Raw genomic sequence first — 18,619 nt, 5'->3', positions numbered from 1 at the left:
AGGGCATGTAATATGCCCTTTTCTATTTAAAAGCCCAGAGCTAGTGCGCTTGGTGCTTACCTTCGAGTATTTCTTCAATAAATTTTGCATTAAATGCATCTAAATCTGCAGGGCTGCGGCTAGTGACTAAGCCGTTATCAACACACACTTCTTGATCTACCCAATGAGCTCCGGCGTTAATTAAATCGCTTTTAATACTAGGGAAAGAAGTCACTTTTTTATCTCTGAGCTTATTAATTTCAGCTAATAACCAAGGTGCATGACATATAGCGGCCACGGGTTTGTTTTTCTTAGCTCCAAAAAAGCCATCAACAAACGCTTTGGCATCTGTATTTTGACGTAAGCTATCGGGATTAAACAAACCACCCGGCAATAAAAGTGCATCGTAGTCAGCGGCATTGGCATCGGCAGCTAATTTATCAACGGTTACTTTTTCACCCCAATTATCTTTATTCCAACCTGTGATCTGCCCTTCTTTAATAGACACCACCTCTATATCGGCGCCCGCCTCTATTAATGCGCTTTGCGGCGAAAGTAGCTCACTTTGTTCAAATCCATCGGTGGCTAAAATGGCAATTTTTTTACCTTGTAAACGGGTGCTGCTATGTAAATTACTCATTAAATACTCCTTATCTTATTTTTTGATACACAGAGAGGTTTGCATATCACATACCAAAAATAACATACTGATAATATTGGCGTTTTATATAAAGAGATGAGAGTGCTATGTAAATTATTTACAGTGGTTGCAGATACTACACAGCCACTTAGTAATAATAAAAATAGCCTGCAAGGTACATGCTTTGTTTGAATAACAAAACTCCCTTACAGGCATTGACAATTAAAGGCTGTCTTTTAACGCTTTGGCTGGCTTAAATACGGCTTTATTAGCCCCTTCTATTTCTATTGCTTCGCCTGTTTGTGGATTACGACCCGTACGGGCTGGGTAATAACTTAATGCAAAAGTGCCAAAACCAGATATTTGTACCTGATCGCCTTCAGACAATGATTTGGTAATCAGCTTTTGTAAGCTGGTTAACGCTAATTGCGCCTCTTTTTTTGTTAACTCGCTCGTGTGTGCCATGGCTGCAACCAGTTCTGCCTTATTCATTTTTTGCTCCTAAATACACGCGCTGGCTTTAGCCAACTAGCGTGGCAATACAATGATGTAAAAATAAAAGCAGGCAGGCTAAGGGTTGCAAGGGGGTAAGTCAACCTTAACCAAGGGCTAAGGGCCTTAGTGAGAGTCATTGGGTTTAAATATAATCAGCTTGGCTGTTTTATAGTCATAAAGATGACTTAATCGCTTGCTAAGATGAAATAAAAATCACCGTGAGCAAACGTGAACGCTAATCAATACCGCTGGTTTGAATTTACCTTTATTTTTATCATCCTGCCTTTAATTGGCTTTAATATTCGCCAGTATTTATCTAACTGGCTTATTCCTGCACTGATCATTTTAATGAGTGTGTGCTGTATGCTGCTGCTAAACGACATTCACTTTAAGCGCTTTAGATTAACCAGTATGGGGCAGTTTTCTGCTGTGAAGCGCCGTATGTTTAGCTTTTTCTTTATTGGCGCATTATTTTCAGGGGTGTTTTATAACCTACTCTACCAAGGACACTGGTTTACTTTACCGCGTGAAAACCTCACCGATTGGCTGATGCTATTGCTGCTCTACCCTTTATTGTCGGTGATCCCGCAAGAGTTAATATTTAGAACGTATTTTTTTCATCGCTATAAGCGCATTATGCCCAGTAAATGGTTGCGCATTATTATTAGCGCCAGTGTATTTGCATTGGCACATATTATTTACGCCAATTGGATAGCTGTTAGTTTAGCGTTTGTCGGTGGCTTGCTGTTTGCCTATACCTACGCACAAAGTCGCTCAACTTTTGCCTGTGTTATTGAGCACAGCTTATGGGGCATTTGGATGTTTACATTGGGGATTGGTGACTACTTAGATTCGGGTGCACTGAATTAACTAACCGCAACAAAAAAGCCGCGATAAGCGCGGCTTTATTAAATTAAGTTTTAATTAAAAACCAAAAATACTGATATTAAAAAACTTGGTCGCAACGGTGTTTACAAAAATAAGCAGTAAAATCGCTGGGATAAATGTTTGTAGTGAAAAGTTAACGTACTTTTCCATAAAGCTATTCGCATAATTAGGCGAACCTTGTCTTAGCTCTTCACTTAAACGAACTTTCTTCCATTTATACATTACAAACAAACACACCATTAAACCATTGAGTGGTAAAATAGTGTCGTAGAACACGTCATATACAATATCAAAAAAGCTCTTGTTACCACTGCCGTAGCTAGTAAAAGTAGTTAGGCTGTCAATCATACCAAACGACATAATACACATAATGGTTAACACACCGGTTGATAAGGTAAGTATGCCTAGCGCTTTTTTACGGCTAATGCCTTTACGGTCGCTGAGTGTGGCAGTCGGCACTTCTACAATTGATACCAACGATGTGATCGCAGCAAAAAATACCAATAAGAAGAAAATAAATGCCACGGCTGATGCGCCAAAGTAGCCAATATCGTGTTGTAACGCTAATAAGATTTTTGGTAAGTACACAAAAATCATTGAAACTGACGAGTCAGATAACTTTGTCGGATCGGTATTTGGGTCAAAGCTAAAAATAGCCGGTAACACCATCAAGCCTGCAACAAAGGCAACTAATGAGTCGGTAATGGCAACCATTTTCGCACTGCCCACAATGTCATCTTTTTTAGAAATGTAAGAGGCATACGTAATTAAAATACCCATACCTAACGACAATGAGAAAAACGCTTGGCTCAATGCGCCATTAAGAACACTGGCATTCATTTTACTAAAATCAGGAATAATATAGTACTTCACACCCGCCATTGCGTTATCAAGGGTGAGTACGTAACCCACTAATATAATAAGCATGACAAATAACGCCGGCATCAAAAATTTAGCCGCTTTTTCTATGCCATCTTTTACGCCACCGACCAATATTAAGTTAACAATCACCACAACCAGTGCCATGTAGCCAAACACCGTGTAGCTGTTAATAAACTCATCAAAGTGCCCAGGGGTTGCCAACTTATCCAAATTACCAAATGCGGTTTGGCTTAAGTAACCAAAAATCCACACCGTGATCACCATGTAAAAAACGGCAATCATAAATGGCGTTAACACGGCTAAAAAGCCAGCAAACTTCCATTTCTTATCGTTATTGGCTAACGCCTTGTATGCACCAAGAGGATCTTTTTGTGCGTGGCGACCCATAGCCATTTCGGCCATCATGACGGGTAAACAAATGAATGCGACGAACAAAGCATAGACGAGCAAAAATGCACCACCGCCATTCTTAGTCGCAGAAACTGGAAAGCCTACTAAGTTACCAATGCCCACAGCAGAACCCGCCGCTGCTAATATAAATCCTAAGCGGGAGCTAAAGTGCTCTCTATTTTCACTCATGTAATAACCTTGTTATTATTTATCTTATCCAAGGGACTCTACCAGTGTTACACAACGCTTTTCAAGCAATTACCGCGTAAAAAAACATTCTTGCTGTAAACATCGCCATAAACACTTTTAATTCACCATTTATCAACGCTATGCTAGTATGCAGTTAATTAAATTTAACAAGTTTTGAGAGTATTTTTATGTTGTATATGATTTATTCAACGGACGTCCAGAACAGCTTAGAGCACAGAAAGGCCGCTCGCCCTGCTCATTTAGCACGTTTACAAACGCTAGAAAACGAAGGTCGACTATTAACAGCCGGCCCCCTTCCAGCGGTTGATAGTGAAGACCCTCAAGATGCGGGCTTTACTGGCTCTTTAGTGATTGCTGAATTTAACTCTTTAGAAGATGCCAGAGAATGGGCCGCAGATGATCCTTATGTTGCGGGTGGCGTATATGAAAACTCAATCGTTAAACCATTCAAAAAAGTGTTCCCTGCTTAACATTAACGTGAGTTCCCCTGTTTAACTGCAACCAGTAATTCAGGGTTTGTTCACTCATTTTTAATTAGACTTTGTCTTATAAAAATTTAAATACCCAATAGAGTAATTAAATTTTAGTGGCTTAGTTTTTTAGGCTAAGCAGGTATGTTCTAGGAGTTTCGTAATGCGTGTATTATTAACACTCAATTTAATTGCTGTTTTTTGTTTGGCTAATGTTGCCCATGCAAATAATACTAACAGCACACCCGATAAAATTGAGATAAGCAAAAAGAAAGCAGTAATACTTGCAAAACAAACCACAGACGGTACAACATTAAAAATTTCAGAAGAAACACAATTTTATACAGTACGAATTTTAAAAGCTGACGGCCACGTCGTCGATTTGAAGATAAACAAAAAAACTGGCGAAGTGAAAAAGGATTAACCAATGCGAATTTTAGTAATAGAAGATGATTTACATTTGGCAGATAATCTGCGCAATGCATTAGAAAAAGAGCGTTACAGTGTTGATTTATGTCACGATGGCGAAGCGGGCCTTTTTCATATAACAGAATACCCTTTAGACATGGCAGTGGTTGATTTAGGCCTGCCTAAAATAGATGGCATAGAGCTTATAAACAAAGCCCGCGCCCAAGGGATCACTATCCCTATTTTAATTTTAACGGCGCGCGATCGCTGGCAAGACAAAGTTGAAGGCCTCGATGCGGGCGCTGACGACTACCTAACTAAGCCATTTCATGTTGAAGAACTCATTGCTCGCTGTAATGCGCTTATTCGTCGAAGTGCAGGTAAAGCAAACCCAGAAATGACAGCCGGCCCTATTAAAATTCATACGCGTTCACAACAAGTGTGGGTAAACGACAAAGAGCTAAGCTTAACCGCATACGAATATAAAGTACTTGAATACTTAATGGTTAACCCGCAAAAAGTAATTTCAAAGTCTGAGTTAACAGAACATATTTATGACCAAGATTTCGATCTTGATTCAAACGTCATTGAAGTGTTTGTATTGCGTTTACGTAAAAAGCTCGACCCTGACGGTGTGCTTAACCCAGTAGAAACACTACGTGGGCGTGGTTACAGGCTTAAAAGCCAGTGGTAGCACCGCAAATTTCGTTAAAAATAAGGCAAGGATTTATCCTTGTCTTTGTTTTATTAGTCGCCTTACCTATTTTGTTTTACTCCATAGGTAAGGCGTATTACGCGTCACTTGTTGATGCCACCGAAAAAAACCTCGAAGCGCACCTGTATTCACTCATCTCCGAGGTTGATTTTACAGAGCGCGGTATTATTATGCCCAGCTCTATCTTAACGCCCGAACTCAATAACCTAAACTCAGACACCTACGCCATGATTTACCGTGACGATGTGCCTATTTGGCATTCTGAGTCGGCGGTTAACGTTAACTTTGTTCCCCAATATATAGAGCCCAAAGCCGGTGCTGCAGACTTTAGACGTGTGGTTTATAACAACACCGCCTATTGGCAGTTAAGCTTAACGGTCATTCTTAATAATATTGACCAATCAGAACAAGCACGATTTATTTTATTAAAACGCAACGATGCCCTACTGCGTTTAATGGACGGGTTTAAACAAACCTTAGTCGATTGGATGTTTATAATGGGCATTGCCATTGCAGGGTTAATGGCTATTGGTTTTATTTGGAGTGCAAGGCCGCTGCAGCGCCTAGATAAAGAAATAAAAGCTATTGAATCAGGCGATATTCAAGAAATTAAAGGCTTATACCCCGTTGAACTACAAACAATAAAAGCTGACCTCAACCTATTGTTAGAGTCGCAGCAACGCCAAAAAGAGCGCTACCGCGCCTCACTCAGTGATTTAGCACATGCACTTAAAACGCCGTTAGCTGTATTAAAATCAAGCCCACTGGCCAACGATGCCGACGCACAAGAACAACTCGACCGAATTAATGTGATGATCGAGCACCAATTAAAACGTGCTGCTACTGGGGCTTCCGATACATGGAAAAAGCAAACCCCCATCAAACCGGTTATCGACTCTATCTTAAGTGCAATGGGTAAGGTTTATCGCGATAAAGACATCATATTTAATTGCAAAGTGAGTGATAAAGATTACTTTTTAGGCGATAAAACCGATTTAATGGAGTTATTAGGTAACTTAATAGATAATGCCTGCAAAGCCTGTCGCTCCCAAGTAAGTATTGACGTTTCACAAGCTAAAACACTTAGCATTAGTATTTGTGATGACGGCCCGGGTATTCAACCAGACAAACGCGAGTCATTGCTTCAACGCGGTACGCGCCTTGATACTTACGAAAGTGGCCATGGTGTTGGCATGGCGATTGTATCTGACTTAGTGAAATCGTATCACGGGTTGTTAACTATTTCTCAGTCGCAACGTTTGGGCGGCGCAAAATTTATTCTCGAGTTTAATTACCATGAAAAAAAGTAAGTATATCCTTTGTTTTACTCTAGCTCTGTTATTTGCTTGGGCTGTTCCAAGCGTTGCAGCGCCGCTAGAATGCACACTTGAAAAGAACGCCCTGCCCGAACAAATCAAAGCATATACACAATGTTTAGATGCCAAATTAAATAGAGTACAGCAAGAACAAGATAGCTGGATCCAAAAGCGTACCTTTGAACTATCTGCATTAGAAAGCGAAACCGGCAACACCCAAATTTTGTCATTATTTAAGCTAAGCATTAACGCTAAAGACAACTACATTCAAAGAAGCTGCCAATGGCGCTACATGCTAAAACAACCTAATGCACAACAAGCCGTTGTTACCTACAAAGAATGTGAAATAGCCATGACCGAGCAGTTTATTCAGCAGCTTAAAACGGCTCTTTAATTAGCTCATAGGTAAGCGATGTGTGCTGTGGCTTGGTAATTTAGGGTTCAGTTTATTAGTGTTTTAAAAAGTGCAGCCTCAAAGGCTGCATTTTTGTTAGTTTTTATACTTTGTTATGTGATTACTCTGACCATACCGCAAATTCATTTCCATTAGGATCGCTAAAGTGAAATCGTCTACCACCGGGAAATGAAAATGTAGGCTTAATTATTTTGCCTACAGCTTTTTCAATTTTATTTTGAGTCGCTTCAAGGTCATTACTGTATAACACAATTAACGGGCTTCCGTTTTTAGTAGAAACAACTAAATCAGACTTAAAGAAACCACCATCAACCCCTTGCGCGGTAAAACTACAATATTCTGGGCCATAATCTACAAATGACCAGCCAAACACCGTACTGAAGAAAGCCTTTGTAGCTGCAATATTTTGTGCAGGAATTTCAATATAGTTAATTTTATTATTTTGAGTCATTTTAGTTTTTACCCTTATTATCACTTATATTATTTGTGGCTTGTGCTAGCAATAAATAAAGATAGCAGTAATGCTCGATAATCATAAGCAAACATCAGGTATTTGAATTGCACTACTCAACCTGTGCTTTTTCCCACCATGGTTTGGAAAAATCGACTTTATCCTCTGGAATAACCATTGGGTGTTTTCTCAAATAATACGCCCAGAAAGCTTTTTCATATTTTGGGTTATAAATTTTAAAATTCCCTTGGGCTTGATACTCTTCTAAAAGTTTACGGTAGGCTCCTACAGGTTCATGAGGGTTTCCCTGTTGGAAAATTACTGTGCCTCCATACGTTTCATAAAGATACTTACTAATTTTGTAAGTTTTAACGACGTCTCTATTTGCCCTAAATGAAGCTTCTTTCATCTCAGAAGTTAATGTCTCAGCTGATGGCTTTGAGCTTAAACGATGCATGGCTTCAGTAAAACTTCCTACTTCTTCGGCTGTTGGTTCTAAATTATGTTCATCAGATAACTTTTGGATAATTCGTTTCCAAATTATTGACTTTAATTTATTTGCTCGCATTTTATCAAGCACATTATCTTCTGATAAATCAGGATAAGAGCGCTTATATCCTTTTAAAAACCTCAAATCTATTTCTAGATCAGTAACATGTATTGTATTCCCTAATATCTGGGCTACTTTTGCTGAGCTATCCTCTTGAGCAAACGCATTCAAAGAAAACGTTAATAAAAAAGAACACACAATAACCATAAACTTATTTTTCATAATCTACTTCCATGTTTGGTAATACATGATTAAGCTAAAAAGTGCTTTTCATTTTATCCGCTTAAAGCTTTTGTTAACCATCAATTGAAAAGTACTAATGTTAATAGGGAGGTAATCGAATACGCCTCATTTAAGTTAATATCTCGAAGTTTAAATAAATCGGTAAACAATCGATTCCATATATTTCGAAAAATTTCTGCAAAAACTAGCATCATTGTTATAAGCATTACAAATAAGAACAGTGATTTAAACAACGAAGATTCAAAGAACAAATCAATAAAAACGGTGTTCGATTCGGAGTGTGGTTCATAATATATTAATTCGTGGACAGTTATCACTAGCAGTGCCACGAATGTTGCTAATGCGTTAAATGTTGTTGTGATTTCCTTTTCATAGACCTTCCTTTGTTAAGTATGGCAGACAATTTTATGGTCGGTGACTCTCGTATATTTATACCAGCGCTGCGCTTATTTTTTCTACTACATATAGTTTTAACAAATTACCTAACACATTGCTATAATTAAGTTTTATTCTTTTAAGCAGTGCTAATTAGCATACTATACGCGCGTCGCTCATTTTCCTGAGTATGAGTGCACACTAAAGCTTACTCACTTAGCCCATAAAACGTTTTGACAAATCTGCATAAAAACCACAAACTACCTACCAGTAGATTGATTTAGCTAAAGTGATTTTAAAATGCATAAACCTGTGGTTATTATTGGTGGTGGCTTAGCGGGCTTATATGCCGCTTACAGCCTAAAAAAACGAAATATTCCGTTTTTATTATTAGAGGCCAAAGCCAATTTGGGCGGTCGTATTTCGTCTCACTTTTTGGCAGCCAACAACACCATTGGCCACGATTTAGGCCCTACCTGGATATTTCCGCACCAGCCTAATATTCAACAGTTAGTTGCTGCTTTAAACATCCCTGTGTTTGAGCAATACACCCAAGGCGATGTGTTGTATCAAGCATCGCATACTGCCCCTGCTCAGCAAATTGCAGGCGCAGGTGAGATGCAGCTATTTAGAATACAAAACGGCATGACCCAGCTTATTAATGCGCTTTATCAGCAGCTTGACCCAAACACCGTTAAATTAGAGCACGCTGTTAGCGAAGTAAAAAAGCTCTCCGATGGCTGGCATATAAGCGCTAATTACCAAGGGAGTACGCAGCACTTTACTTGCGCTCAGTTACTGTTGGCGTTACCCCCTAGAATGATCGGCCAGCATTTAACCCCGCATTTATGGGCTGATAATGTTTTAACTCAGCGTTTAACGTCGGTGCCGACGTGGATGGCTGGCCAAGCAAAGTTTGTTGCCACCTTTGAGCACGCTTTTTGGCGAGATAAAAACTTATCTGGGCAATGTTTTAGCCGTGTTGGCCCGTTAGTAGAAATACATGATGCGTCAGCAAGTGATCATGCTTACCCTGCTCTATTTGGCTTTATTGGCGTGCCTTACTTACAGCGAAGTCAAGTAACTCGCGAGCAATTAACCCAAGCTTGCCTTGATCAGCTTGGTTATTTTTATGGTGAGCAGGCTTATACTGCCACTCATTGCACATTAAAAGATTGGGCTGAGGATGAATTTGTGGCCAACAAGGATGACCAACTAGGTGTATCGCAGCATCCTGAATTTAATTTTTCAGAGCTTGGCGAGCAGCTTAAACAGTTAAAAGTGCATTTTGTGGGCAGTGAGTTTGCTAAGCAGGAGGCTGGCTATTTAGAGGGGGCTATAAACGCCGTAGATAGCGCCTTAGCTAATTTAATAAATACTTAATAATGTTAAAGGCGTGCTTAGCCACGCCTTTATAAGGTATTAGTCTTCTGATTTAATGACGGTTTCTTCACCTGTGCCAAGCATGGTTGCTAACCAACGCCCTTCGTCACTGGCTTCTAGCGCTATTTTTACAATCATGGTTAACGGCACCGATAACAACATACCCACAGAGCCTAATAGCCAGCCCCAAAATATTAACGATAAAAACACCACTAACGTAGAAAGCCCTAAACCTTTACCCATGTATTTAGGCTCAACAATATTACCCATTACGGTGTTTATAGTTAAATAACCCGCGCCAACAAGCCCTGCCACTAAGGGGCCTTGAGTAATAAGCGCCAGTAACAGTGCTGGAACAGCCGCTATGATTGAACCAATGTTAGGAATGTAATTAAGCATAAATGCCAATACGCCCCAAAGTACAAAGTAATCAACATCGAGTATCCACAAGTAAAAACCAGCAATTACACCGGTGGCTAAACTTACTAGGGTTTTAATGGCCAAATAAGAGTTAATAGAGTCTAAAAAGCGGTCAATTTGCTTAATTTTGCTGTCGGGGTCGTCTAGTGCTAAATGAATTTTTTTGCCAAGTATGGGCCCTTCAAACAGCATAAAAACAACCGTTAAAATAATTAAAAACATATTGGCCATTACGCTACCTAAGCCGGTTAACATATTGGTGGCAACATCAACCATTTTACCGGGGTCGAACATAGACAAAATTTGTTCTTTATTAATTAAAATATTGTATTGCGAAGCAATATCAACCAGCCATACAAATTCTTCTTTTAACTGTGCTTTGTATTCTGGTAACTGCTTTGAAAAATCGTTAACCGACTGCCCCACTAAACCGCCTAAGCTAACACCTAAGCCCATAATAATAAGCACTACAAGCACCACCGCTATGCCTTTTGGAATACGGTAGCGAGCAAAAAAATTAATGAGTGGGCTACAAATAATGGCGATGAATGCTGCCAAAATAAACGGAATAACAATAGCACTTGCGGCTTTAATGCCCGCTAATACAATGACCAACGCTGCAAAAATAATTAAGCTTTTATTTACCCCAGTTAAACTTGCCAATACTCTTATCCTATTGCTGTTATTTGGCTTCAGTGTAAGGCAAAACCCAATAGAATGAAATATTTATGGGTGATCATAATAATGATTAGTACGTATAAATTTGCAAATCGTTGAGCTGGGGAGTATAAATTTTAAACATCCCGCTTTATTTATAATTTTGGAGTTGCAATGCATATATTTTTTACAGGCGCCACGGGCTTAATTGGTAGGCACCTTTGCCCTTTCTTGTTGCACCACCACGACATTACGGTATTGAGTAGAAACCCAACCAAAGCTAAAGTATTGTTAGGCCACAGAGTAAATGCTGTTAGCAGCTTAGAAGATGTAGATTTTAATACGGTCGATATTGTCATTAATTTAGCCGGCGAACCTATCGTTAATAAACGCTGGAGTGATAAACAAAAAGCAAAAATACGCGATAGCCGAATTATTATTACCCAAGCCATAAGCGATGCAATTAATCAGTGTCATACACCGCCACATACGTTTATTTCAGGCAGTGCAATAGGCTATTATGGTCGCCAAGGTAAAACCCAAGTTGATGAAAACAACACAGAACCACACGATGAATTTAGTCACCAACTTTGTAGGGATTGGGAACTCGCTGCATTAAAAGCTGAGTCTGACGATACTCGTGTTTGCTTACTTCGCACAGGCATTGTACTGGCTAAAAAAGGCGGCGCACTTGGAAAAATGTTGCCTGCATTTAAGCTTTGTTTAGGCGGGCCAATTGGCAATGGCGAGCAAGGTATGTCGTGGATCCACATTGATGACATGGTGCAGCTCATTTTATTTTTGATTCGTAATCAAGATATCTCTGGTGCTGTAAATGCCACTGCCCCGCATCCGGTAAGCAATAAACAATTTAGCCAATCATTGGGTAAAGCATTGTCACGCCCTGCCTTTATGCCCATGCCTGCAGCTGTGCTCAATGTTTTAATGGGAGAAATGGCAGATCTACTCACAACCGGCCAATTTGTGGTGCCTAAAAAAGCATTAGAAAATAATTACCGTTTTCACTTTTCTGAAATCGATGCCGCATTAAAAAGTTTAGTTTAACGACTGACCTTAAAGGGTTAAGTTTGTACCAAGGGAGTATAAAGTTAATACTTTTTACTCCCTTGCTATTTTAGTGTTACTAACTAATAATGAGTTAAGCGTTATTTCTTATTCAGCTAAAAGAGCAACTAAAACATGCTTCATTTACCCACATTAATTAGCCTCTGTTTTATTCTTAACTTGTTTATTGCAGTATTCTTTTTTTCTGTGTATTCATATAAAAAACAACCTAGCTTTTTATTTTTTGCTACTGCCTGCTGCTCGTTTATAACCGCTATTGCCCTAATTGGTTTAAGAGGGGTGATTGACTATCCACTTTTAACTTACTTTTTTGCTTACCTGTTTATTATTTTAACCCCACTCCTGCTTATTTTAGGGTTAATACCACAAAGTACGGTGCCTGCAGTAAAGCTAACGCCTTTATATTATGCCTGTGCTATATGTTGCACATTGCTACTTGCTGTGTATCTCATTGATGCGGGGCAAATTATTACCAGTATCATTACTGCCGTACTATTTAGCTACGCGGCCTATTTAATGATCAAAACCCCCAGTGTTGCTAAAGTACAGCAACGACTACTAATTGCCTGCTTTTCACTACACAGTGTAGTAATGCTGTTGCAAGTTGTACTCCTTGTTTTACCCTACTTTAGCCAAATTAGTCAGGCGAAATTAGCCGCAGGGTTACAACTATTATTGGTCTCGCATTTATTTTTAACCACAGCCAGTGCGTTAATTCTGCCGTTTATTGCTTTTGCCAATGAAGAATCAAAACTAATAAACTTAGCGAATCACGATCCGCTCACACAATTATTAAACAGGCGAGGCTTTTTCCGCCTATGTAAAAAAATAACCCACACTGCACCGCTTAACAGCAGAGTGTCGTTAATTATGCTCGACATCGATCTTTTTAAACAAGTGAACGACCAATATGGCCATGAAACTGGCGACGAAGCAATAAAGTGGATTGCACAACATATTAACGAATTGTTTTTTGAAGCAGGCATTACCGCTCGAATTGGCGGAGAAGAGTTTGCTATTTTCCTTAACCAAAAAAATCTTACTCAAGCAAGGCAGTTAGCCCAAAAGCTATGCAGAAGTATTGATCAATATCCCTTTTATTTTAACGGTAATAGTATTGCATTGTCTGTTAGTGCTGGAGTAAGTAGCGCACTTATTCGCGATTTAAATATGCAAGAGCTGCTATTGCAAGCTGATAAACGCCTTTACCTTGCTAAAGAAACGGGCCGAAATAAAGTTGTTACTCATGATGAAAAAAGCGCACTCATGAATAGCCCCTCTGCCATTATTTAATTTAGCGATAAAAAAGCGGGGTCAAACCTGACCCCGCTTTATAATCAAACCAATTAATTTTATTATTTACTGATCCAAGGCGTTACTTTAACTACCTCGTTTATATCAGCCAATACTTTGGTGTCGTTTTGCCAGCTGTCTGTTACTTCAAAATAACAAACTGATTTTTCGCATGTTATGCGCTCATCATAAAATTGTTTAGGCGCATTAAAAGTAACAACCACCCCTTTTTGCTCAGGCAGTAAAAACCACATTAGTTTGCTAACAAAAAAGCCCGACAAGTCTGTTAAAAGCGCTTCAAGCTCATTATTAATGGTTAATAATGATTGCTTTGAAAAGGTTAGCCCTTCTAGCTCGTTGGCCTCTATTTGAAGCTTTAACTGACAATCATGAACCGGATTTTTAGGCTGAACCACAATCACCGCTTTGTCAGTATCGAGCTGCTTATCATACGGTAATAACAGTTGCGCTTTGTCAGTGTAATTAAGCGGGTACTCATTTTTTTCAGTTAAAATAGTCCCGCTTTTGATATTACATACTTCGTTAGTACCAATATCGCTAATATAAAAGTTTACGCGGGCATACTGAAAATCGCCTTTGTTTACTACTTTTAAACGGTCGTAAAAACCGTCATACGACATAACAAACTCTTTAGCATAGGTGTTATTTGCCGCTATTGCTAAAAAGCAGGTCGCTATAGTCGTAACTAATTTTAATACTGGTTTATTCATCAAAGTACGCTCGGTTTTGATTGATCATCGTATTTAGCTCTTCAATATACGCTTCACCACGCTCTGAGTAGGACATCAGCCCAAGGGTTAGCTTAGTCGCCTTAATTGGCTTTTGCTGTGCGCGTAAATCTTCACGTATACTGCGTAATTGTTTATAGGCATTATGCGTATTAATATTTCTAAAATATGACGTTACAGCAGCGCGAACCGATTTAAATGCAGCCACTTCATGCTCGGCTTCATTATTACGTCTTCTTGGCACCATGCCACAGCCTTTTTTGTAACACCATTGGCCAAAAAAGTTTAAGCCTATTCGGGCAAAGCGTGAGGTACCCCATGCCGACTCATTAGCAGCTTGCATTAGGGCAAGTTCTTTAGGAATAATATCTACACGGCGCAGCGCTTGAGTTAGTGTAAGCGTGTCTAAGGTTTCAGGTAAGCGGTATAATTTAAGTATTTTTTTAATATCGCTCGCTTGTTTTTTACTTAACGGCTCGTCGTGTTCTAGCATCATGCGCGCAATTTCAATGTTTGCACGTTGCTGTAAAATCTTTTTGTTTTCGGCTTCTACATGGGGCTTAATGAAGTTAAAAAACGCATGCTTTTTCTCTTTTACATCGGTGTATTCTGAGAACTTTGGCAACTTAACATTGTGCAATGGTTTTTCTTTCTTCTTTTCTTTTTTAATGTCGTCAGCACGTGTTTGTTCATCAGATACAAACTCATCAGTTTGTATAAATGGATGAGTAAGTGCCCAAATAACAAGGGCGGCTAACAACAACTGAAAAATAGTTTTTAACATGTATTATCTCAATTAAACTCTAAGTTATGTATGGTGTAGTCACATACATACGAACACTCATTATACCTAAGCCACTTTATAAACGCGAATACCGAACAACTGAATAAAATTCATACGCCTATTGTGAGTTATTTATAATATACTAAGCGTTAAAGTCGTAGATATAGAGATAGGTTGTGACATGGATAAACAGTGGCAAAATAGAATAATTGAACAATATAAGCACCGCCCAAACGATAACCGCTCTCCTTGGCAAATAGACCGCTCTCGAATTATTCATGCTGCAGCATTTAGACGCCTTCAAGCCAAAACTCAAATAATGGGTATTGGTTTAAATGACTTTTATCGCACACGTCTTACCCATTCTTTAGAAGTATCGCAAATAGGCACGGGCATATTACGTCACTTAAAAGCCCAGCACCCTCGTTTTGAACATTTTCCATCAACCGGATTACTCGAAACCTTATGTTTAGCGCACGACATCGGCCATCCGCCCTTTGGGCACGGCGGAGAAATTGCGCTTAACTACATGATGCGTGATCACGGTGGGTTTGAAGGTAACGCACAAACGCTACGAATAGTAGCCAAACTAGAGCCTTATAGTAATGGCTATGGCATGAACTTAACAAGGCGCACATTATTAGGGTTTATAAAGTACCCTGGTTTTATCGATCAGTTGTGGTACAACATTCCCAAAGTGGATAAACAACGCGCGTTTATAAAAGCCGACGACTGGCGACCTGCTAAAGGTATTTACAATGACGATGCACCTATATTTAATTGGATCATTGAACCACTGAGTCAAAACGATAAAGCATTATTAACCAGCCAAAATATTGTAGATTCATACCGAGCTAAAACACGCTATAAATCTCTCGATAGTGCCATTATGGAACTGGCTGATGACATTGCCTATGCCGTACACGATCTTGAAGATGCCATAGCCACCGATGTGTTAAGCCTAGACGATTGGTTAACCCATGCATTGCCGCACTTACAAGCACTCAACTATGATTGGTTAAATACGCTACTTAAATCACTTACAGAGCGATTATTTTCAAAGCACGAACATGAACGCAAAGATGCCATTGGTGAATTAGTAAATACCTTTATTATTCATATTCATTTAGACATACAAAACGATGCCTTTGAATGCCCTATTTTAAAGCACACCGCTAAATTAGATCAGCAATACGAAAACGTATTACAAATACTTAAACATTTTGTATTTCAACGCTTGATACGCGACCCACAAATGCAACAAATAGAATTTAAAGGGCAAAATCTGCTTATTGAACTGTTTACCGCATTTGCCAGCGATCCGCTGCGCTTATTACCCGAAACCACGCAGGCACTTTACCTAGAAGCCGAAAAACACAATCAAGGCATGCGAATTATTTGTGACTACTTAAGCGGTATGAGCGACGAATACGCTTATAAAACTTATCAACGGTTGTTCTCACCCATACAATAAAGTAGTGAGCATAAAAAAAAGCCGAGTCACTTAAGTAACTCGGCTTTTCGTTAGCTTATAAAGTCACATTAAAGTGATTTAATGCCCATGTTGTAAAGCGTAAAACCGTACATGTCGGCATAAAGGTCAATAATTTTACTGGTTGGCGTACCCGCACCGTGGCCTGCATTGGTTTCAATACGAATAAGCGTTGGATTAGTGCCCGCTTGCTTCGCTTGAAGCTCTGCTGCAAATTTAAATGAATGCGACGGTACAACGCGGTCATCATGATCGCCTGTAGTGATCATAGTCGCCGGATATTCAACCCCTGCTTTTACATTATGAATTGGCGAGTAGCCTTTTAAGTAATCAAACATTTCTTTACTTTGGTCGCTAGTACCGTAATCGTATGCCCAGCCAGCACCCGCTGTAAAAGTATGATAACGCAGCATATCCAGTACGCCTACCGCAGGTAGCGCCACTTGAAATAAGTCAGGTCGCTGGGTCATTACGGCACCGACTAATAACCCGCCGTTTGAACCACCTCGCAGTGCTAGGCGCTTTTTAGAGGTGTATTTTTTATCTTGTAAGTATTGTGCGGCAGCAATAAAGTCGTCAAATACGTTTTGCTTTTGCAATTGCGTACCTGCTTTATGCCACTCTTTACCATACTCACCGCCACCACGAATGTTTGCCACTGCGTATACGCCGCCTTGCTCAAGCCAAGCTGCTGTTGTTGAACTAAAGCGAGGTGTTAAGCTTATATTAAAGCCACCATAGCCATATAAAATAGTTGGGTTGCTACCGTCTAATTTAATATCACTTTTGTAAGTAATAATCATCGGTACTTTAGTGCCATCTTTAGAGGTATAAAATACTTGCTCAGAGGTATACTTGTCGCTATTAAAATCAATCCCTGACTTACGATATACTTTAGACTCACCACTTTGTACCTCAAAACTGTAAGTCGTGCCAGGTGTTTTGTAGTTAGTAAATGAGTAATAAAGCGTAGTTTGCTCTTTTTTACCGCCAAAACCACCCGCCGTACCAACGCCTGGTAAACTAATATCGCGGATCAATTCGCCCTGCTTGTTGTACTGCTTCACTTTAGAGATAGCATCAACCATGTAGTTGGCAAAAAATGTGTTACCGCCAAGCGTTACATTAAGTACGTTTTCGGTTTCTGGAATAAAGTCTTGCCAGTTTTCAGGTTGCGGGTTGCTTGCATCAACCGTCACTACTTTTTTATTTGGAGCATTTAAGTTAGTAACCAAAAATAGCTTGCTGCCTTCGTTATCAATCACGCTGGTATCAGAGTCGGTATTACCCACTACGGTAACAAACTCGCTATCTGGCTTAGTTAAATCTTTAATAAATAATTTATTACCTGAGGTCGATACGCTAGCAGTAATAAACAAATAACGGCCATCTTTGGTCGCTTTAGCGCCCACATAACGATGTTTTTGCTCAGCGGTATCGCCAAATACTAGCGCATCCTCGCTTTGGGCTTGGCCTAATTTATGATAGTACACTTTATGTTGATCAGTTTTTGCAGAAAGCTCACTGCCTTCTGGTTTGTCGTAGCTTGAATAATAAAAACCATCATTTGCCAACCAACTTACGCCACTAAATTTAACATCAACCAGTGCTTGCTCTACTTGCTCTTTGGTTTCGGTGTCTATAACAATGATTTTACGCCAATCACTGCCACCTTCCGATATTTGGTATGCTAACAATGAGCCATCTTCTGAAAATGATAAGCCCGACATTGAAGTGGTACCATCTTCACTAAAGGTATTAGGATCTAAGAAAATCTCAGCCTCGCCGCCGTCTTTACTGCGGTATAAAACGTACTGATTTTGCAGGCCATCATTTTTGTAAAAATAGGTGTAATCACCTTCGGTGAACGGCGCGCTGATTTTTTCGTAGTTCATTAACTTTTCAAGGCGCTGCTTTAACGTATCTCTGTACGGTATTTGCTCTAAATATGAAAAGGTTAGGTTATTTTGTGTTTTAACCCATTGAGCCGTTTCATCACTCATATCATCTTCTAACCAACGATACGGATCAGCCACATTTTCACCAAAGTAAGTGTCAACCACTGTGCCTTTTTTAGTTTCAGGGTAATCTAGAGAGTTAACTGCTTTCATTGCTGTTTTTACTTCATTTTGAGAGGTGTTTTCTGCAGGTTGTGAACAACCCGCAAGTGCGATTACAACCGCACAGGTCAGTGTTTTTTTTAGCATTGTTATTTTATTTCCTTGTTGATAATCACTCTAAGTTATTAACTTTTCCTGCTTTTGTCTATTAAGATGCGGTAAACGTCATTTATCGCTGTTAACCTGCGCTTAGTTACGCTTAAATACA

19 protein-coding genes are annotated in these 18,619 nt (G+C 39.5%); 10 read left to right on the top strand and 9 right to left on the bottom strand.

Going from position 1 to position 18,619, the window contains the following annotated elements; translation table 11 throughout:
* Positions 1–40: 40 nt before the first annotated feature.
* Positions 41–619 (bottom strand): type 1 glutamine amidotransferase domain-containing protein, encoded by a 579-nt coding sequence (locus tag N523_RS0111760; protein WP_028835136.1) that lies wholly within the window; start codon positions 617–619, stop codon positions 41–43.
* A 222-nt stretch (positions 620–841) separates the two neighbouring features.
* Positions 842–1,111: an HU family DNA-binding protein gene (locus tag N523_RS0111755; RefSeq protein WP_028835135.1), complete on the bottom strand. Its 270-nt coding sequence runs from the start codon at positions 1,109–1,111 to the stop codon at positions 842–844.
* A 231-nt stretch (positions 1,112–1,342) separates the two neighbouring features.
* Between N523_RS0111755 and N523_RS0111750 the strand changes: the two genes are divergently transcribed.
* Entirely contained in the window at positions 1,343–1,984 is a 642-nt protein-coding gene (locus N523_RS0111750) for a CPBP family intramembrane glutamic endopeptidase (protein ID WP_024603097.1), read from the top strand.
* A gap of 54 nt (positions 1,985–2,038) precedes the next feature.
* On the opposite strand, the gene N523_RS0111745 is transcribed toward N523_RS0111750, so the two are convergent.
* Entirely contained in the window at positions 2,039–3,463 is a 1,425-nt protein-coding gene (locus N523_RS0111745; protein ID WP_028835134.1) for a sodium-dependent transporter, read from the bottom strand.
* 188 nt (positions 3,464–3,651) lie between these two features.
* Here N523_RS0111745 and N523_RS0111740 point away from each other — a divergent pair, with 188 nt between their 5' ends.
* The 5 genes from N523_RS0111740 (at position 3,652) to N523_RS0111720 (ending at position 6,787) form a co-directional block, all read left to right on the top strand.
* The gene (locus N523_RS0111740) at positions 3,652–3,954 is read left to right on the top strand and encodes a YciI family protein (protein WP_016900387.1); all 303 of its coding nucleotides are present in this window, start codon (positions 3,652–3,654) and stop codon (positions 3,952–3,954) included.
* 163 nt (positions 3,955–4,117) lie between these two features.
* Positions 4,118–4,378 carry a PepSY domain-containing protein gene (locus tag N523_RS0111735; RefSeq protein ID WP_016900388.1) on the top strand — a complete coding sequence of 87 codons (261 nt, stop codon included), beginning with the start codon at positions 4,118–4,120 and terminating at the stop codon, positions 4,376–4,378.
* Between the two features lie 3 nt (positions 4,379–4,381).
* The gene (locus N523_RS0111730) at positions 4,382–5,056 is read left to right on the top strand and encodes a response regulator transcription factor (protein WP_008109187.1); all 675 of its coding nucleotides are present in this window, start codon (positions 4,382–4,384) and stop codon (positions 5,054–5,056) included.
* Positions 5,050–6,387, top strand: coding sequence for an ATP-binding protein (locus N523_RS0111725; protein WP_028835133.1), 1,338 nt, complete (start codon positions 5,050–5,052; stop codon positions 6,385–6,387). Before N523_RS0111730 ends, N523_RS0111725 begins: the two co-directional genes overlap by 7 nt.
* Positions 6,374–6,787, top strand: a complete 414-nt coding sequence (locus N523_RS0111720; RefSeq protein WP_013465092.1) for a hypothetical protein — start codon at positions 6,374–6,376, stop codon at positions 6,785–6,787. The genes N523_RS0111725 and N523_RS0111720 overlap by 14 nt, the downstream gene beginning before the upstream one ends.
* 121 nt (positions 6,788–6,908) lie before the next feature.
* Here the strand turns inward: N523_RS0111720 and N523_RS0111715 are convergent, their stop codons facing one another.
* Entirely contained in the window at positions 6,909–7,259 is a 351-nt protein-coding gene (locus N523_RS0111715) for a VOC family protein (protein WP_028835132.1), read from the bottom strand.
* A 112-nt stretch (positions 7,260–7,371) separates the two neighbouring features.
* Entirely contained in the window at positions 7,372–8,031 is a 660-nt protein-coding gene (locus N523_RS19225) for a hypothetical protein (protein WP_028835131.1), read from the bottom strand.
* A gap of 696 nt (positions 8,032–8,727) precedes the next feature.
* Between N523_RS19225 and N523_RS0111705 the strand changes: the two genes are divergently transcribed.
* Positions 8,728–9,810, top strand: a complete 1,083-nt coding sequence (locus N523_RS0111705; protein WP_028835130.1) for a flavin monoamine oxidase family protein — start codon at positions 8,728–8,730, stop codon at positions 9,808–9,810.
* 39 nt (positions 9,811–9,849) lie between these two features.
* Here N523_RS0111705 and N523_RS0111700 read toward each other — a convergent pair whose 3' ends face one another.
* On the bottom strand, positions 9,850–10,893 hold the full coding sequence (locus N523_RS0111700; protein WP_028835129.1) for an AI-2E family transporter: 1,044 nt from the start codon (positions 10,891–10,893) through the stop codon (positions 9,850–9,852).
* A gap of 168 nt (positions 10,894–11,061) precedes the next feature.
* Here N523_RS0111700 and N523_RS0111695 point away from each other — a divergent pair, with 168 nt between their 5' ends.
* The gene (locus N523_RS0111695) at positions 11,062–11,952 is read left to right on the top strand and encodes a TIGR01777 family oxidoreductase (protein WP_028835128.1); all 891 of its coding nucleotides are present in this window, start codon (positions 11,062–11,064) and stop codon (positions 11,950–11,952) included.
* 135 nt (positions 11,953–12,087) lie between these two features.
* Positions 12,088–13,266, top strand: coding sequence for a GGDEF domain-containing protein (locus tag N523_RS0111690; RefSeq protein ID WP_028835127.1), 1,179 nt, complete (start codon positions 12,088–12,090; stop codon positions 13,264–13,266).
* Between the two features lie 62 nt (positions 13,267–13,328).
* Here the strand turns inward: N523_RS0111690 and N523_RS0111685 are convergent, their stop codons facing one another.
* Together N523_RS0111685 and N523_RS0111680 are read right to left on the bottom strand one after the other, a co-directional pair.
* Positions 13,329–13,997, bottom strand: a complete 669-nt coding sequence (locus N523_RS0111685) for a DUF2987 domain-containing protein (RefSeq protein WP_028835126.1) — start codon at positions 13,995–13,997, stop codon at positions 13,329–13,331.
* On the bottom strand, positions 13,990–14,799 hold the full coding sequence (locus N523_RS0111680) for a glucosaminidase domain-containing protein (protein WP_013465099.1): 810 nt from the start codon (positions 14,797–14,799) through the stop codon (positions 13,990–13,992). The genes N523_RS0111685 and N523_RS0111680 overlap by 8 nt, the downstream gene beginning before the upstream one ends.
* Positions 14,800–14,980: 181 nt before the next feature.
* On the opposite strand from N523_RS0111680, the gene N523_RS0111675 reads away from it, so the two are divergent.
* A complete protein-coding gene (locus N523_RS0111675; RefSeq protein WP_028835125.1) occupies positions 14,981–16,273 on the top strand; it encodes an anti-phage deoxyguanosine triphosphatase in 1,293 nt (430 codons plus the stop codon).
* 68 nt (positions 16,274–16,341) lie between these two features.
* Here the strand turns inward: N523_RS0111675 and N523_RS0111670 are convergent, their stop codons facing one another.
* Positions 16,342–18,498, bottom strand: coding sequence for a prolyl oligopeptidase family serine peptidase (locus N523_RS0111670; RefSeq protein ID WP_028835124.1), 2,157 nt, complete (start codon positions 18,496–18,498; stop codon positions 16,342–16,344).
* Positions 18,499–18,619: the final 121 nt, after the last annotated feature.

The sequence above is a fragment of the Pseudoalteromonas sp. 23_GOM-1509m genome (genome assembly GCF_000518425.1).
Taxonomy (GTDB): domain Bacteria; phylum Pseudomonadota; class Gammaproteobacteria; order Enterobacterales; family Alteromonadaceae; genus Pseudoalteromonas; species Pseudoalteromonas tetraodonis.
Note: the sequence above shows the minus strand (reverse complement) of the source record. Positions and strands in the feature narration are given on the sequence as shown.

Bases quoted from the DNA above. Each gene is read 5' to 3' on its own strand.
- N523_RS0111760 (WP_028835136.1), bottom strand. From the start codon at position 619: ATGAGTAATTTACATAGCAGCACCCGTTTACAAGGTAAAAAAATTGCC.
- N523_RS0111755 (WP_028835135.1), bottom strand. From the start codon at position 1,111: ATGAATAAGGCAGAACTGGTTGCAGCCATGGCACACACGAGCGAGTTA.
- N523_RS0111745 (WP_028835134.1), bottom strand. From the start codon at position 3,463: ATGAGTGAAAATAGAGAGCACTTTAGCTCCCGCTTAGGATTTATATTA.
- N523_RS0111740 (WP_016900387.1), top strand. From the start codon at position 3,652: ATGTTGTATATGATTTATTCAACGGACGTCCAGAACAGCTTAGAGCAC.
- N523_RS0111735 (WP_016900388.1), top strand. From the start codon at position 4,118: ATGCGTGTATTATTAACACTCAATTTAATTGCTGTTTTTTGTTTGGCT.
- N523_RS0111730 (WP_008109187.1), top strand. From the start codon at position 4,382: ATGCGAATTTTAGTAATAGAAGATGATTTACATTTGGCAGATAATCTG.
- N523_RS0111720 (WP_013465092.1), top strand. From the start codon at position 6,374: ATGAAAAAAAGTAAGTATATCCTTTGTTTTACTCTAGCTCTGTTATTT.
- N523_RS0111715 (WP_028835132.1), bottom strand. From the start codon at position 7,259: ATGACTCAAAATAATAAAATTAACTATATTGAAATTCCTGCACAAAAT.
- N523_RS19225 (WP_028835131.1), bottom strand. From the start codon at position 8,031: ATGAAAAATAAGTTTATGGTTATTGTGTGTTCTTTTTTATTAACGTTT.
- N523_RS0111705 (WP_028835130.1), top strand. From the start codon at position 8,728: ATGCATAAACCTGTGGTTATTATTGGTGGTGGCTTAGCGGGCTTATAT.
- N523_RS0111695 (WP_028835128.1), top strand. From the start codon at position 11,062: ATGCATATATTTTTTACAGGCGCCACGGGCTTAATTGGTAGGCACCTT.
- N523_RS0111690 (WP_028835127.1), top strand. From the start codon at position 12,088: ATGCTTCATTTACCCACATTAATTAGCCTCTGTTTTATTCTTAACTTG.
- N523_RS0111685 (WP_028835126.1), bottom strand. From the start codon at position 13,997: ATGAATAAACCAGTATTAAAATTAGTTACGACTATAGCGACCTGCTTT.
- N523_RS0111680 (WP_013465099.1), bottom strand. From the start codon at position 14,799: ATGTTAAAAACTATTTTTCAGTTGTTGTTAGCCGCCCTTGTTATTTGG.
- N523_RS0111675 (WP_028835125.1), top strand. From the start codon at position 14,981: ATGGATAAACAGTGGCAAAATAGAATAATTGAACAATATAAGCACCGC.
- N523_RS0111670 (WP_028835124.1), bottom strand. From the start codon at position 18,498: ATGCTAAAAAAAACACTGACCTGTGCGGTTGTAATCGCACTTGCGGGT.